Source organism: Alkalihalobacillus alcalophilus ATCC 27647 = CGMCC 1.3604 (assembly GCF_000292245.2).
In the GTDB taxonomy this organism is placed as follows: Bacteria; Bacillota; Bacilli; order Bacillales; family Bacillaceae_D; genus Alkalihalobacillus; species Alkalihalobacillus alcalophilus.
In genome coordinates this window covers 25,736-41,820 of sequence record NZ_ALPT02000022.1, presented here as the reverse complement: position 1 = coordinate 41,820, position 16,085 = coordinate 25,736, and the positions used below count along the sequence as shown (strand labels likewise).

Below are 16,085 nucleotides of genomic sequence, written 5' to 3'. Positions count from 1 at the left end.
TAACCGTGCCTCTTTTCCTCATGCCCTAAATGTGACATTTAGGGCATTTTTCTTTGCAAAAAATCGGATATTAAGAAAAGAAGAGTCGACAAAATTAAATGGACGGAGGGATACACATGATCAATCTTCTATCGAACCAAAACAAAGGATTGCATATGTTATCGAACCTATCACTTACGGAGGTCTTTGAATTATTAGAGGAGGCTCAAAACTTTGCCGATGGAGCAACATGGAGTCCGAAACGCCAAATGTTTGTGGCGAACCTCTTTTATGAAGCAAGTACAAGAACAAAGTTTAGCTTTGAAGTAGCCGAAAAGAAATTAGGTCTTGAAGTTCTGAATTTCTCAGCTGAAACCTCTAGTGTACAAAAAGGTGAAACCCTCTATGATACAGCAAAAACATTAGAAGCGATTGGGGCCGATGCACTCGTGATTCGTCATCCAGAAGATGCCTTTTACGAGCAATTAGAAGCATTAAACATACCCATTATTAATGCCGGCGATGGTTGTGGCCATCACCCGACTCAATCACTTTTAGATTTATTAACGATAAGACAAGAATTCAAAAGTTTTCAAAATGTCGAAATCGTCATTTGTGGCGATTTAAGGCATAGTCGGGTGGCACGTTCCAATGCAGAGATATTAACAAAACTTGGGGCAAATGTTTCGGTAAGTGGGCCAAAAGAGTGGATGTGTGGTTTTGCTAAAACGTATCCTTACGTAACGATGGATGAAGCGGTAAAAAAAGCAGATGTGATGATGATGCTACGCATTCAGCATGAACGTCACGATGATGGAATGGCACTAACAAAAGAACAATATCACCAACAATACGGCTTAACGATTGAGCGAGAAAGAAAAATGAAGGATAGGAGCATTATTCTCCACCCTGCACCGGTCAATCGTGATGTTGAAATCGCCAGTGAGCTAGTCGAATGTGAACGCTCAAGGATCTTTAAACAAATGCAAAACGGAGTCGCCGCAAGAATGGCCGTATTAAAGAAAGTCTTTGAAGGCTAAGGTATACAGCAAGTAAAAGCTGTAAGGAGCAGCCCTTACAGATTACATAAAATGAGGGAGGATTTTATCATGAAAATTCAATTAACGGGTGGAATCGTATTAACGAAGGACGGTCAGGAAAAACAAATCGACGTTTCAATCATCGATGGAAAAATTAGTTTTGAAACGCTCGATGTTTACGATGAAAAAATCGATGTAACGGGAAAGTTAATTACGCCTGGACTTGTTGATGTCCATGTTCATTTACGCGAGCCTGGTGGCGAGCAAAAAGAAACGATTGAAACAGGAACACTAGCAGCCGCAAAAGGTGGTTTTACAACGATTTGTGCAATGCCAAATACACGCCCAGTACCAGATACAAAAGAACAAATGGAATGGTTAACAGGAAGAATTGAAGAAACCGGTCATGTTAATGTTCTCCCATATGCGGCGATTACAACAAGACAATTAGGAAAAGAATTAACCGATTTTGACGCCTTAAAAGAAGCCGGAGCGTTTGCTTTTACTGATGATGGAGTCGGTGTGCAATCAGCAGACATGATGCTTCAAGCAATGACAAAAGCTGCTGAACTGGACATGGCAGTTGTCGCTCACTGTGAAGAAAATACGCTTATCCATGCAGGAGCTGTCCATGAAGGAAAATTTTCAAAGGAGCATGGCCTTAACGGAATTCCATCTGTGTGTGAATCAGTCCATATTGCTAGAGATGTCCTTCTAGCCGAAGCAGCAGGTGCTCATTATCATGTTTGCCATATTAGTACAAAGGAATCGGTTCGAATCGTTCGAGATGCCAAACGAGCGGGAATTAACGTAACAGCGGAAGTAACACCACATCATCTTTTATTAAATGAAGAAGATATTCCGGGCTTAGATACAAACTATAAGATGAATCCTCCATTAAGAGGAAAAGCGGATCAAGAAGCGTTAATCGAAGGGTTAATGGATGGAACGATTGATTTTATCGCGACTGACCATGCTCCACATACAGAAGAAGAAAAAGCCCAATCGATGGAGCGTGCCCCATTTGGTATCGTTGGTTTAGAAACCGCGTTTCCATTAATGTATACAAACTTTGTTCAAACAGGAAAAATGAGCTTAAAACAATTGGTCGATTGGTTAACCGTCCTACCTGCAAGCACATTTAAATTAGACAGGGGGACGCTACAAGAGGGTGCGGTCGCTGATATTGCGGTTATTGACCTTGAACTTGAAGAAAAAATCGATAAAGAGACATTTGTTTCAAAAGGAAAAAATACACCGTTCCAAGGCTGGTCTTGCCAAGGGTGGCCGGTGATGACATTTGTTAGCGGAAAGAAAGTTTGGGAGAAACAACAAGGGAGTGTCGTGCGATGAGTGAAAAAATATTAGTGTTAGAAAACGGAGAAGTTTTTAAAGGGTACGGATTCGGGGCAGATGTTCAAATGAGTGGTGAAGTGGTTTTTAATACCGGAATGACTGGTTACCAAGAGATTTTATCGGATCCTTCTTATTGTGGACAGATTGTGACGTTAACTTATCCGTTAATCGGAAACTATGGCATCAATCGCGATGATTTCGAATCGATTACTCCAGCGATTCACGGATTGATTGTAAAAGAAATCGAGCTTGAGCCAAGCCACTGGCGTAGTGAAGAATCGTTACACACTCTTTTAGAAGCAAAAGGAATTCCAGGACTTGCTGGAATTGATACGAGAAAATTAACACGTCTGATTCGTGAGCACGGGACGTTAAAAGGGCGAATTTGTGCGAGTGATGTTGATGTTGCAGCTGTTGTTGAGATGTTAAAGGCAAGTGAATGGATGAAAAATCAAGTTGAGCTTGTGTCAACTAAAGATCCTTATCATGTACCAGGAAAAGGAAAACGAGTAGTGCTCGTCGATTTTGGTATGAAGCATGGGATTTTACACGGATTAATCGAACGTCAATGTGATGTCATAGTTGTTCCTTACAAGACAACGGCAGAAGAAATTATCCGTCTCGGAGCGGATGGTGTGCTATTAAGTAACGGACCAGGAAATCCAGAGGACGTTCCAGAAGCAATTGAGATGATTAAAGGAATCTTAGGAAAAGTACCTATCTTTGGAATTTGCTTAGGACATCAGCTGTTAGCATTAGCATGTGGGGCAACGACGAGCCGCTTACGTTTCGGTCATCGTGGTTCTAATCATCCGGTCCGAGAGTTAGCGACAGGAAAAATTGATATTACTGCTCAAAATCATGGCTATACGGTAGACGCTGAATCTTTAGAGGCAACAGAGCTTGAATTAACACATGTTGCGGTTAATGATGGAACGGTAGAAGGCGTGCAACACAAAGTGTATCCAGCGTTCAGTGTCCAGTACCATCCAGAAGCATCTCCAGGTCCAGATGATGCCAATCATTTATTTGATTCTTTTATGAAGCTGATTAACGAAAATAAAAAACAACCACAACATGTGTAAGGAAGAGGAGTAGGAGAATATGGCGAAGCGAACAGATATTAATAAAATTTTAGTGATTGGATCAGGACCAATCGTGATTGGGCAAGCAGCAGAATTTGATTATGCCGGAACGCAAGCATGTCAAGCGTTAAAAGAAGAAGGGTATGAAGTGATTTTAATTAACTCGAACCCAGCGACGATTATGACTGATACGACGATGGCCGACCGTGTGTACATTGAGCCAATTACACTAGAGTTTGTCAGCCGTATTATTCGCAAAGAACGTCCGGATGGAATTGTCGCAACACTTGGTGGTCAAACCGGTTTAAATATGGCGATGGAGTTAGATGAGTCAGGCATTTTAAACACATATAATATCGAATTGCTTGGTACAGATTTGGATGCAATTAAACAAGCGGAAGACCGTGAAAAATTTAGAGCTTTAATGCAAGAGTTACAAGAGCCTGTTCCAGAAAGTGAGATTGTTCATACACTTGAAGAAGCAAAAGTATTTGTTGCTGAAATTGGTTATCCTGTTATCGTTCGCCCAGCCTATACGCTCGGAGGAACAGGTGGAGGAATTTGTCATAATGATGAAGAGCTAAACGAAATTGTGACTAGTGGTTTAAAGTACAGCCCAGTGACTCAATGTTTAATTGAAAAAAGCATTGCCGGATTTAAAGAAGTGGAATATGAAGTGATGCGTGATGGAAAAGACCAAGCAATTGTCGTTTGTAATATGGAAAACTTCGACCCGGTTGGCGTACATACGGGTGACTCGATTGTCTTTGCACCAAGTCAAACGTTAACAGACCGTGATTATCAAATGTTAAGAAATTCGAGTTTGCGAATCATTCGAGCGTTAGGAATTGAAGGTGGTTGTAACGTCCAATTTGCCTTAGATGCACATAGTGATCAATATTATATTATCGAAGTCAATCCACGTGTCAGTCGCTCGTCAGCCCTTGCTTCAAAAGCAACAGGTTATCCGATAGCGAAAATGGCGGCGAAAATTGCTTGTGGTTATAGTTTAGATGAAATTAAAAACCCTGTGACAGGAACTACTTATGCAAGCTTTGAACCAGCTCTTGATTATGTCGTAGCCAAAATCCCACGCTGGCCATTTGATAAATTTAACGCGGCCAACCGTAAATTAGGTACGCAAATGAAAGCAACAGGAGAGGTTATGGCAATTGGTCGTAACATTGAAGAATCGCTTCTCAAAGCCGTTCGTTCATTAGAAGCTGGCTATCATCATATTCATGATGTCGAGCTTGATGAATTAACGACAGAAGAATTATTAAAACGAATTGCGACACCGGATGACCAACGTTTATTCGCCCTAGCAGAGCTGTATAGAAGAGGTTCATCATTAGAAGAATTACATGAGCAAACAAAAATTGACCGTTATTTCTTACGCAAAATTGAGAAGATTGTCAGCTACGAAACGCAATTAAAAGAAGAGGGTCAAAATATTGAGCTTTTAAAAGAAGTAAAAGAACGTGGACTTTCAGATGAAACGATTGCTGGACTATGGCAAACGACTGAACTTGAAGTTTATGAGTTAAGAAAAGCAAATGGCATCATTCCGGTTTATAAAATGGTTGATACATGTGCTGCTGAATTTGAATCAGCTACACCTTATTTTTACGGGACTTATGAAGAGGAAATGGAGTCGGTTCGTACCGATAAAAAGAGCATTCTCGTCTTAGGTTCAGGACCAATTCGAATCGGTCAAGGGATTGAATTTGATTATGCAACGGTTCATTCGGTTTGGGCGATTAAAGAAGCAGGCTATGAAGCGATTATAATGAACAACAACCCAGAGACAGTATCTACAGACTTTAGTACGTCTGATAAGTTATATTTTGAACCGTTAACGATTGAAGATGTCATGCATGTCATTGAACACGAGCAACCAGAAGGCGTCATCGTTCAATTTGGTGGCCAAACAGCGATTAATTTAGCAGACGGCTTAGAAGAACGTGGCGTTAAAATCATCGGGACAAAATTAGAAGATATGGACCGTGCTGAGGATCGTGACAAATTTGAACAAAGTTTAATGGAATTAGACATTCCACAACCTTTAGGAAAAACAGCAACATCGGTGGAACAAGCTGTCAAAATTGCTACAGATATTGGTTATCCGGTTCTTGTCCGTCCATCTTATGTACTTGGTGGTCGTGCGATGGAAATCGTTTATAAAGAAGAAGAGCTTTTAAACTATATGGCTCGTGCGGTAAAAGTAAATCCTAAGCATCCAGTATTAGTCGACCGTTATTTAACAGGGAAAGAACTAGAGGTTGATGCAATTTCTGATGGGGAGAACGTCTATATTCCAGGAATTATGGAACATATCGAGCGTGCGGGAGTTCACTCAGGTGATTCGATTGCAGTTTATCCACCACAAACCGTACCAGAAGAACTGAAGCAACGTTTAATTGACCGTACGATTAAAATTGCGAGAGGTTTAAATATTGTCGGCTTACTAAACATTCAATTTGTCTGGCATAAGGATGAGGTTTATGTGTTAGAAGTGAACCCTCGTTCAAGTCGCACGGTGCCTTTCTTAAGCAAGATTACAGGTGTACCGATGGCGAATTTAGCGACAAAAGTCATGCTCGGAAAAACATTACCACAGCTTGGCTATGAGACAGGCTATCACCCAGAAGCAAAAGAAGTATCTGTTAAAGTCCCAGTCTTCTCTTTTGCCAAATTAAGAAGAGTCGATATTACGCTCGGACCAGAAATGAAATCAACTGGAGAAGTAATGGGACGTGACCGTACGCTTGAAAAGGCTTTGTATAAAGGGTTAATTGCATCCGGTATGAAGATTCCAAAACATGGAGCTGTCCTATTTACAGTTGCAGATAAAGACAAAGAAGAAGCGATGAGTTTAGTGGAACGATTCCATCGAATTGGTTATGATATTTTAGCAACAGAAGGAACAGCGAAAGAAATTAGTCAATTAAACATTCCAGTAACGGTTGTCAATAAAATCGGGGATGAGAAACCACACTTACTAGATGTGATTAGACAAGGTCAAGCACAATTTGTGATTAACACGTTAACGCGTGGAAAACAGCCAGCAAGAGATGGGTTCCGTATTCGTCGTGAATCGGTCGAAAATGGGGTTGTATGTTTAACGTCGATTGACACGGCTGCGGCTCTGTTATCCGTTATCGAATCGATTACATTTTCATCTGAAAGTATGCCACAAATGAACGCTTAATCAATGAGGGGGATAAGATCTTGAAGAAACAAGGACATTTAAGCATCGTCAGCCAACAGCAAATTGCCGAACAAATCTATGAAATCACATGCCAAGGACCGTTGGTAACTGCGATGACCAATCCAGGTCAATTTGTTCATATCAAAATTGATCAATATGAGGACTTATTATTACGACGTCCACTTAGTATTTGTGATGTGAACACGGAGGAACAAACGTTAACGATGCTTTACCGAGTTGAAGGTAACGGCACAAAACGTTTATCTGAAAAACAGGTTCACTCACAAATTGACGTATTAGGACCACTCGGTCAAGGGTTTCCGGTGGAGGAAACCAAACCTGGAGAAGTAGCCTTACTTGTCGGTGGCGGGATCGGTGTACCTCCCCTCTATTATCTCTCTAAACAACTGAAAGCAAGAGGCGTGGAAGTTATCCACGTCCTTGGCTTCCAATCAAAAGAAGCTGTTTTTTATGAAAAAGAATTTAATGAGCTTGGGCCGACCTATGTGACAACGGTTGATGGTAGCCACGGGATAAAAGGGTTTGTAACAGATGCGATTCATGAGCAGAACCTTACCTTTGATACTCTTTATTCATGTGGACCAAATGCGATGTTAAAGGAGTTAACGGAAAGGTTTGCTGATAAGCGTGCCTTTTTATCGCTTGAAGAACGAATGGGCTGTGGGATAGGAGCATGTCTTGCTTGTGTTTGCCATTTAACGAATGACCCTGAAGGTGCTAGTTATAAAAAAGTATGTACAGATGGTCCTGTCTTTAAAGTAGGGGAGGTTGTGTTATGAGTCGTTTAGCGATTGAGTTACCTGGGTTAAAGATGAAAAATCCAATTATGCCAGCGTCTGGTTGCTTCGGATTTGGGAAAGAATATGCGAATTTTTATGATTTAAGTGAACTTGGAGCGATTGCAGTCAAAGCGACGACGGTTGAACCACGATACGGGAATCCAACTCCACGACTAGCGGAAACGAAGGCAGGACTTTTAAATGCGATTGGGTTGCAAAATCCAGGCTTAGATAAAGTTTGTAACGAGGAACTACCTTGGTTAGAAAAGTTCGATGTACCGATTTTAGCGAATGTTGCCGGCTCTGAGATGGAAGATTATATCCAAGTAGCAGAAAGAGTATCAAAAAATAAAAATGTCACAGCTCTTGAATTAAATATTTCCTGTCCAAATGTTAAAAAAGGTGGAATCGCTTTTGGGACAGTTCCAGAAGTAGCCGCTGAATTAACGAGAGAAGTGAAGCGTGCTTCTAGTGTGCCGATTTACGTCAAGCTTTCACCAAATGTTGCCGATATCGTTTCCATGGCTAAGGCTGTTGAACAAGCCGGGGCAGACGGGTTATCGATGATTAATACATTGCTCGGGATGCGTATTGATTTAAAAACACGTAAGCCGATTTTAGCGAATCAAGCAGGTGGTTTATCAGGTCCAGCAATTAAACCAGTCGCGATTCGAATGATTCATCAAGTTAGTCAAGCTGTCGATATTCCGATTATCGGGATGGGTGGGATTACAACCGTTGATGATGTCATCGAATTTTTCTTAGCTGGTGCAAGTGCGGTGGCAATTGGAACACAAAACTTTGTTGACCCCTATGCATGTCCGAACTTAATCGAACAGTTACCGAAAAAGCTTGATGAAATGGGCGTGGACCATGTAAGTGAATTAGTAGGAGGGAGCTGGAAGGAATTATGCAACGTCCGTTAATGATTGCTTTAGATGTTGATAGTGTGGAAAAAAGAAAGCAGCTACTTGAATCATTTGGCCAAGAGCCTTTGTTTCTTAAAGTAGGTATGGAAATGTTTTATCGGGAGGGACCTGGAGCGATTGCAGAATTAAAAGGAGCGGGTCATTCCATTTTCCTCGATATTAAATTACATGACATTCCAAACACGGTGAAACGTGCGATGACGGTGTTAGCTGGTCTTGGTATTGATATGATTAATGTCCATGCAGCAGGTGGACAGACCATGATGCGTGCCGCTTTAGAAGGACTAGAAGCTGGAACAAAACCAGGACAAAAGCGACCAAAATTGATTGCCGTTACGCAATTGACGAGTACGGATGAAGAAATGCTTAGAGAAGAGCTTTTAATCGAGAAACCTTTAAACGATGTGGTCATTTCTTATGCAAAACAAGCTCAAGCAGCAGGATTAGATGGGGTCGTGTGTTCAGCGAAAGAAGTACCGCTCATTCGTGAAGTTTGTGGGAATGATTTTTTAACAGTGACACCTGGGATTAGACAAGAATCAGATGAAGTTGGCGACCAGAAGCGTGTCGTCACACCACAAGCAGCAAGAGAGCTTGGCAGCTATGCGATTGTTGTCGGGCGGAGCATAACATCAAGTGAAAATCCTTATGAAACGTATAAAACAATGAAAGCAAACTGGGAGGGCTAATCATGAAAAAACAAATTGCCGAGCATTTATTAAATATTGAAGCGGTAAGCTTAAGTCCAAATGAACCATTTACTTGGAGTTCGGGGTTGAAATCACCGATTTATTGTGATAATCGTTTAACGATGTCCTATCCAGTTGTCAGAAAAGAAATTGCCAAAGGTTTAGCGGCATTAATTAAAGAACAGTATGGTGAGGTTGAAGTTGTGGCAGGAACAGCAACGGCAGGGATTCCTCATGCGGCATGGGTAAGTGAAGAACTCGATTTACCAATGGCCTATATTCGTGGCAAAGCGAAAAGCCATGGCAAGCAAAGCCAAATTGAAGGTAAGATTGAGAAGGGGCAAAAAGTAGTTATCGTGGAAGATTTAATTTCAACAGGTGGAAGTGCGATTACATCGGCCAAAGCGATTCGTGAAAGCGGAGCAGAAGTTCTAGGTGTGGTTGCGATTTTCACTTATGAATTAGATAAAGCAACAGCCAATTTAGCTGAAGCCGAATTAGAAGTTGCGGTTTTATCCAATTATTCAACGCTCGTAGAAGTCGCAAAGGAAAAAGGAACAATTTCCGATAAAGAATGGGAAAAACTAACACAATGGCGAAAAGATCCAAGCGATGAAGCATGGGTACATATTTAATGAAATGAAAAGCTACACAAAAGGTCATTGGATCTTTTGTGTAGCTTTTTTGGTCGAATTAATGAAACAAAGAGCGCCAATGAATCCCGAAGCCATCAAATAAGAACTACAAAGGGAATCAAAGCCCCGCAATGAAGCCCAGAGCAGCTAAGTTCGACAAGTGCCTGTGACTTGTCGAACTTAGCCAATCAATCTTTAATGGTTAAACTTGTTCACTTGTATAATGGAGCTGAATATGTTTTCATAAAGTAAGAGATTCATTAATTTTTCCCATTTTTAAAGTGAAAGTGCTTACTATAAAAAACGAAAGTGCTCAAATTTTCGGCTGCTAAATAAGAGCGATAAACACTCTAACTAGGTATATTAATTAAATACTATGATTAAAGAAAGTTTATTTTAATAAATGGGACGTAAGAATAAGGAGTGAGGAGAATGGTCGAACAAAAAGAAACGATTTTTGACCATTGGCAACGTCCATTAAAGGATTTACGTATATCGGTGACCGATCGTTGTAATTTTCGTTGTCATTATTGTATGCCAGCGGAGATTTTTGGACCAGACTATCCCTTTTTAAAAAGGGATGAACTGCTTAGCTTTGAAGAATTAAACCGGCTCGTATCTTTATTCCATCGTGTCACATCATTGCAAAAATTGCGCATTACCGGCGGCGAACCATTAATGCGTAAGGACTTGCCGCAGCTCATTTCATTATTGTCGCAAACAACTAAAATTGAAGATATTGCGATGACAACAAATGGAGTCTTTTTGCCACGTTATGCTAAGGAATTAAAAGAAGCGGGCTTAAAACGAGTAACTGTCAGCTTAGATAGTTTAGATAGTGAAAAGTTTGGCAAAATTAATGGGCGTGGAATTGGGATTGAGCCCGTATTAAAAGGGATGCAAGCGGCCTCTGATGCTGGTTTAGGAGTAAAAGTGAATATGGTTGTACAAAAGGGTGTCAATGATAACGACATCATTCCGATGGCTAAATTTTTTAGAGAAAAAGGCTATATGCTTCGGTTTATTGAATATATGGATGTTGGGACTTCTAATGGTTGGAAATATGATGAAGTGATTACAAAACAAGAAATCATTGAACGAATAAATGAAGATATGCCATTAGAAGCAATAAAGCCAGCATATGTCGGCGAAGTAGCTTCTCGTTTTAAATATAAGGGTTCTGATGATGAAGTCGGGGTTATCTCATCGGTTTCAGACGCCTTTTGTCATTCTTGTACAAGAGCACGCTTATCAGTAGAAGGCTCTTTATATACTTGTTTATTTGCGACTAAAGGACATGACTTTAAAAAGTTGATTCGTGGAAATTATTCAGATGAAGACATTATGAATGAAATTAAAAACTGCTGGAACAAACGCGATGACAGGTATTCAGCTGAGCGCTCCTTAGACGGAAATACGAAGCGCGAGAAAATTGAAATGTCGCATATCGGTGGTTAATCAATATGCAAACTAGAGGTAAAAGATAAATGTATATAAAAGCTGTAGAGCATGGTTAGTATGCTCTACAGCTTTTTTGATAAAAAAGTTAGTTCGGCGTCTTGCGATTGACGCGGAGCATGATTTTCGGGAACGGTGAGAAGAACGCTATCCATCGACATTTTCATATTAGAGGAGTTTTTTTTTGTCCTTGCCTCTTTATCGACAATCAAGGATTTTATTCAAGAGCGCTGCTTTAATTGCAGGACTAAATCTTCGTTTGGTGTTACATACAGTGTCGTTTGATTATCATAAATCACATACCCTGGCTTTGAACCATTCGGCTTTTTGACATGGCGGATTTTTGTGAAGTCAACGGGAACCGAACTAGATAATTTTGCTTTACTAAAGAAGGCAGCAATTGTTGCCGCTTCTTTTAACGTTTGTTCATCAGGTTCCGTACTACGGATTACGACATGGGAGCCGGGGATGTCTTTTGTATGAAGCCAAATTTCATCTTGGCGGGCAAAACGGTTCGTTAAATAATCATTTTGTTTATTGTTTTTGCCGACAAAAAACTCCAGACCACTCGTTGATAAATAACGTTCCAACTGTGGTTTGTGATCCTTCTTTTTCTTCTTATCGCCTTTCTGAGCACGTTTGCGAATATATCCTTCTTCTACTAGCTCCTCGCGAATTTCTTCAATGTCACTTGGGGCGGCACTTTCCATTTGTTGAATGAGCTGTTCAAGATACTCAATTTCTTTTTTCGTCTGCTCTAGTTGCTCCAGCACGACGGCAACTGAATTTTTCGCTTTATTATAACGTTTGAAATAGGCTTGGGCATTATCGGAAGGAGACTTTTGAGGATTTAGATTTATTGTGATGACCGCTCCGTTAGGGTCATAATAATCCACGACTTCAACCGCTTTATCGCCTCTTTTGATGAGGTGCATATTGGCTGTTAAAAGCTCACCTTGTTTTTGATACATTTGAGCTTTATCAGCATTTTGTAATGTTTGCTCTAGCTTTTTAATTTTTTCTTGTTTTTCTGAGCCTCATTTTGTAAAAAACGTTCTAAGTCATGAGCTTGTTGCCTGACTCTATCACGTTCGGCTTTCCCATAAAAGTAGCGGTCCAACATGAGACTAACGGTGTCAAAAGGCCGCACTTCACCAGTTAAATGAGTTAATGAAAGAATAGAAAAATACTCTTTTGCACCTACTGTAATCATTTGTGGCGCATAAGTATGGTTTTTAATCGGAGTCATGACATTAAAAAAGCTTTCCACAAGGGTATGGGCATTAACCATCCCTGCTCTTGAAATGATTTCTTTCCCGATCATGGGAGAAATCCCTACAAATTGTTCGACGATTTGACGGTCAATTTTCCCAGAATTAAAATCGATTCGTTTTAATAAATTCTCGGCATCCACTTCGATTGGATCAATTTTATTCTGTTCTGGTGGTAGTTTATACGCTTGGCCTGGTAAGACAGCTCGATAACTGCTTTGGGCATAACTAACATGTTTGATGCTGTCAATAATTTGCTTTGTTTCCCGATCAATCAATATGATGTTGCTATGTTTGCCCATAATTTCAATGATAAGGCGTTTAGAAGTATCATCGCCAAGTTCATCTTTTGTTTGGCAATCAATCATAAAGATTCTTTCTGAACCTAATTGAGTAATGCTTTCAATAAAAGCTCCTTCTAAATGTTTTCTTAAGAGCATACAAAACATCGGGGGAACTTGGGGGTTTGTATATTTTTCATTTGTTAGATGAGCTCTAGCGAATTGTGCATTAGCTGATAGTAATAAAGAGTAGCTTTTTCCCTTTGCTCGTACGGATAAAATCAGCTCGGTTTTAAATGGTTGATAAATTTTATTAATTCTTCCTGTCGTTAGTAAATCACTACATTCCTTTACGATTGCTCTTGTCATCATTCCATCAAATGACATTAGCCCCACCTCTTTACCTGTCTTCATTTGCTTTTAACGAAAAAAATGCTTAGTCAAAAGCCTTATCTCTCGGACATATTATTAAATGCTTTATTGAGTATAGCATGTTTTAGGACGAGACTGAATAAGATCGCTTATAGGAGGATAACTAGTCCTCATTTAGAGATCAATCGAGGTGGACAATGTTAGTGAGGTGAGAAAGTGGATTGGTATCGAAAAAAAGAAGAAGAATTAGAGAAGGAGTTAGGGACAAACTATGAAAATGGTTTAACAGAAAAAGAAGTAAACAAACGTTTGAAACATTTTGGAGCCAATAAATTAGATGAAGGAAAAAAAATCTCTAATCTTGCTTTATTTATTTCGCAGTTTAAAGATTTTATGGTTCTCGTTTTATTGGTCGCCACCTTTATTTCGGGTTTATTAGGTGAATACATCGATGCGATTACGATTATGTTTATCGTCTTATTGAACGGTATTTTAGGATTTGTTCAAGAACGAAAAGCAGAGAAATCTTTGGACGCTTTAAAAGAACTATCAGCCCCGCAAATGAATGTGTTACGAAATGGTATTTGGGTAAAAATCCTCTCTAGCCAAGTTGTTCCTGGCGATATTGTCAAATTAAAAAGCGGTGATCGTGTTGGAGCTGATATTCGCCTTTTTTCGGCTAATGGATTAAGTATCGAGGAATCTTCATTAACCGGTGAATCAGTGCCTGTGCAAAAGCAAACGACCGCGATTGAAAAGGATGCCGTTGAAATTGGTGATCAAAAAAACATCGCCTTTATGGGAACGATGGTCACGCAAGGTAATGGAATCGGGGCTGTTATAGCGACCGGTATGAGTACAGAGATGGGAAAAATCGCTCATTTACTGCAAACGACAGAATCGTTAGAAACGCCTCTTCAACGTCGTTTAGAACAGCTTGGGAAAATTCTCATCATTATTGCCTTAATTTTAACTGCTATGGTCGTTTTAGCAGGGGTGTTGCAAGGTCATGATTTATATACGATGTTCTTATCAGGGGTTTCATTAGCAGTAGCGGCTATACCTGAAGGGCTACCGGCGATCGTAACCGTTGCTTTGGCTTTAGGTGTACAAAGAATGATTAAACGTAAAGCGATTGTCCGGAAGCTGCCGGCAGTTGAAACATTAGGCTGTGCGACAGTTATTTGCTCAGATAAAACGGGAACGTTAACACAAAATAACATGACGGTAACGCAAGTGTGGAGTGGTGGAAAAAATTGGAAGGTGTCTGGTAATGGTTATGCACCAGAAGGAGACTTTAGTGCTAATGGCAAAGTAGTGGATGTAAAACGAGAAAAAGCATTGATGCAGCTCCTCAGCTACTCGATGTTATGTAATAATGCTAAATTGGTGCAGAAAACGGATAAAAAAGGGTTGTTACGAAAAGAAGAAAAAAACTATATGATTGATGGTGATCCGACAGAAGGAGCTTTAGTCGTTGCTGGAATGAAAGCTGGTTATAATGAAGAAACATTGGCGGAACACTTTGAGCGGATTCATGAGTTCCCATTTGATTCCACACGGAAAATGATGAGTGTGATTGTTCAAGATGCTGGTGGTCGGCGTTTTGTCGTCACAAAAGGAGCACCTGATGTCATTTTAAGTCAATGTAACTCGCTCATGTACCAAAATAATAAGGAAGCTTTAACACCAAAACGAAAAGCTGAAGTGGAAGCAACTTTAACAAAAATGGCGAACTATGCTTTGCGAACGATAGCGGTTGCGTATAAACCGTTGAATAAAGGCGAGAAATGTCAGACCGCCTTTGAGGCAGAACGTAATTTAACGCTTGTTGGGATCCAAGGGATGATTGATCCACCAAGACCAGAAGTGATTGATTCTGTTCGTGAATGTCGGGAAGCAGGTATTAAAACCGTCATGATTACTGGAGACCACCAATTAACAGCTTGTGCAATTGCCCAAGAAATTGGGATTATGAGCAAATATGGTCAGTCGTTAACTGGCAAAGAGCTGTCGAAAATGTCAACGGAAGAACTAGTGGAAGTAGTGGATGACGTGGATGTATATGCTCGAGTGTCTCCTGAGCATAAATTAAAAATAGTCAAGGCGTTACAGAAGAAAGGCCATGTCGTCGCGATGACGGGTGATGGAGTCAACGACGCGCCGGCTATTAAAGCGGCGAATATTGGAATTGCCATGGGGATTACCGGAACAGATGTGGCCAAAGAAGCTTCATCGTTAATTTTAAGTGATGATAATTTTGCGACGATCAAGGATGCGATTAAAGAAGGACGAAACATTTACGAAAACATTCGCAAGTTTATTCGTTATATGCTTGCTTCCAATGTTGGAGAGATTTTGGTGATGCTTATTGCGATGATTTTGGGAATGCCATTACCACTCGTCGCGATTCAAATTCTTTGGATTAACCTTGTGACAGATGGATTACCGGCATTAGCACTTGGAATGGATCAAGCAGAAGGGGACGTCATGAAGCGGAAGCCAAGAAGTCAATTTGAAGGGGTCTTTGCTCGTGGATTGGCTTGGAAAATCATTAGTCGAGGATTTATGATTGGCATTGTTACGCTTGCGGCCTTCTGGATAACTTTCCAAGGTCATCCAGATGAGTTGATTCGTGCTCAAACCGTTGCTTTTGTTACGTTAGTCATGGCTCAACTTATTCATGTTTTTGATTGCCGAAGTGAATATTCTGTTTATCATCGTAATCCGTTTGAAAATAGATATTTAGTTGTGGCTGTTATTTTATCAACACTACTTATGTTAGTTGTTATTTATTTCCCACCATTACAAACGATTTTCCACACTGTTGCATTAGATACACGTGAATGGTTACTCGTCTTAGGAATGGCCGCGATACCAACCGTTGTTCTCGGTGGCTTCCAGCTCTTTAAAAAGAGTGAGAAGAAAGAAGACGCGATTTCAAACTCCTAAGCTTTTGTAGAAGATAATAAGGGTGAG

Annotated in this window: 10 protein-coding genes and 1 pseudogene; 10 read left to right on the top strand and 1 reads right to left on the bottom strand. The window is 40.3% G+C overall.

Annotated features, from left to right (window positions below):
- Positions 1-116 precede the first annotated feature (116 nt).
- The 9 genes from BALCAV_RS07945 (at position 117) to moaA (ending at position 11,182) form a co-directional block, all read left to right on the top strand.
- On the top strand, positions 117-1,019 hold the full coding sequence (locus BALCAV_RS07945) for an aspartate carbamoyltransferase catalytic subunit (protein WP_003320606.1): 903 nt from the start codon (positions 117-119) through the stop codon (positions 1,017-1,019).
- Between the two features lie 69 nt (positions 1,020-1,088).
- Entirely contained in the window at positions 1,089-2,372 is a 1,284-nt protein-coding gene (locus BALCAV_RS07940; RefSeq protein WP_003320607.1) for a dihydroorotase, read from the top strand.
- Positions 2,369-3,460: a glutamine-hydrolyzing carbamoyl-phosphate synthase small subunit gene (gene carA / locus BALCAV_RS07935; protein WP_003320608.1), complete on the top strand. Its 1,092-nt coding sequence runs from the start codon at positions 2,369-2,371 to the stop codon at positions 3,458-3,460. Before BALCAV_RS07940 ends, carA begins: the two co-directional genes overlap by 4 nt.
- Before the next feature lie 19 nt (positions 3,461-3,479).
- Positions 3,480-6,671, top strand: coding sequence for a carbamoyl-phosphate synthase large subunit (gene carB / locus BALCAV_RS07930; RefSeq protein ID WP_003320609.1), 3,192 nt, complete (start codon positions 3,480-3,482; stop codon positions 6,669-6,671).
- A 20-nt stretch (positions 6,672-6,691) separates the two neighbouring features.
- A complete protein-coding gene (locus BALCAV_RS07925) occupies positions 6,692-7,471 on the top strand; it encodes a dihydroorotate dehydrogenase electron transfer subunit (RefSeq protein ID WP_003320610.1) in 780 nt (259 codons plus the stop codon).
- Positions 7,468-8,397, top strand: coding sequence for a dihydroorotate dehydrogenase (locus BALCAV_RS07920; RefSeq protein WP_003320611.1), 930 nt, complete (start codon positions 7,468-7,470; stop codon positions 8,395-8,397). Before BALCAV_RS07925 ends, BALCAV_RS07920 begins: the two co-directional genes overlap by 4 nt.
- Positions 8,382-9,089, top strand: coding sequence for an orotidine-5'-phosphate decarboxylase (gene pyrF, locus BALCAV_RS07915; protein WP_003320613.1), 708 nt, complete (start codon positions 8,382-8,384; stop codon positions 9,087-9,089). Before BALCAV_RS07920 ends, pyrF begins: the two co-directional genes overlap by 16 nt.
- 2 nt (positions 9,090-9,091) lie before the next feature.
- Positions 9,092-9,724, top strand: a complete 633-nt coding sequence (gene pyrE, locus BALCAV_RS07910; protein WP_003320614.1) for an orotate phosphoribosyltransferase — start codon at positions 9,092-9,094, stop codon at positions 9,722-9,724.
- 432 nt (positions 9,725-10,156) lie between these two features.
- Positions 10,157-11,182, top strand: coding sequence for a GTP 3',8-cyclase MoaA (gene moaA / locus BALCAV_RS07905; protein WP_003324825.1), 1,026 nt, complete (start codon positions 10,157-10,159; stop codon positions 11,180-11,182).
- A gap of 221 nt (positions 11,183-11,403) precedes the next feature.
- Here moaA and BALCAV_RS07900 read toward each other — a convergent pair.
- Positions 11,404-13,121 (bottom strand): annotated as a pseudogene (locus BALCAV_RS07900) (Rqc2 family fibronectin-binding protein).
- A gap of 201 nt (positions 13,122-13,322) precedes the next feature.
- On the opposite strand from BALCAV_RS07900, the gene BALCAV_RS07895 reads away from it, so the two are divergent.
- Complete coding sequence (locus BALCAV_RS07895) at positions 13,323-16,058, top strand: calcium-translocating P-type ATPase, SERCA-type (protein WP_003320789.1); 2,736 nt, start codon at positions 13,323-13,325, stop codon at positions 16,056-16,058.
- Positions 16,059-16,085: the final 27 nt, after the last annotated feature.

Coding starts and splice junctions, on each gene's coding strand:
- BALCAV_RS07945 (WP_003320606.1), top strand. CDS start 117: ATGATCAATCTTCTATCGAACCAAAACAAAGGATTGCATATGTTATCG.
- BALCAV_RS07940 (WP_003320607.1), top strand. CDS start 1,089: ATGAAAATTCAATTAACGGGTGGAATCGTATTAACGAAGGACGGTCAG.
- carA (WP_003320608.1), top strand. CDS start 2,369: ATGAGTGAAAAAATATTAGTGTTAGAAAACGGAGAAGTTTTTAAAGGG.
- carB (WP_003320609.1), top strand. CDS start 3,480: ATGGCGAAGCGAACAGATATTAATAAAATTTTAGTGATTGGATCAGGA.
- BALCAV_RS07920 (WP_003320611.1), top strand. CDS start 7,468: ATGAGTCGTTTAGCGATTGAGTTACCTGGGTTAAAGATGAAAAATCCA.
- pyrF (WP_003320613.1), top strand. CDS start 8,382: ATGCAACGTCCGTTAATGATTGCTTTAGATGTTGATAGTGTGGAAAAA.
- pyrE (WP_003320614.1), top strand. CDS start 9,092: ATGAAAAAACAAATTGCCGAGCATTTATTAAATATTGAAGCGGTAAGC.
- moaA (WP_003324825.1), top strand. CDS start 10,157: ATGGTCGAACAAAAAGAAACGATTTTTGACCATTGGCAACGTCCATTA.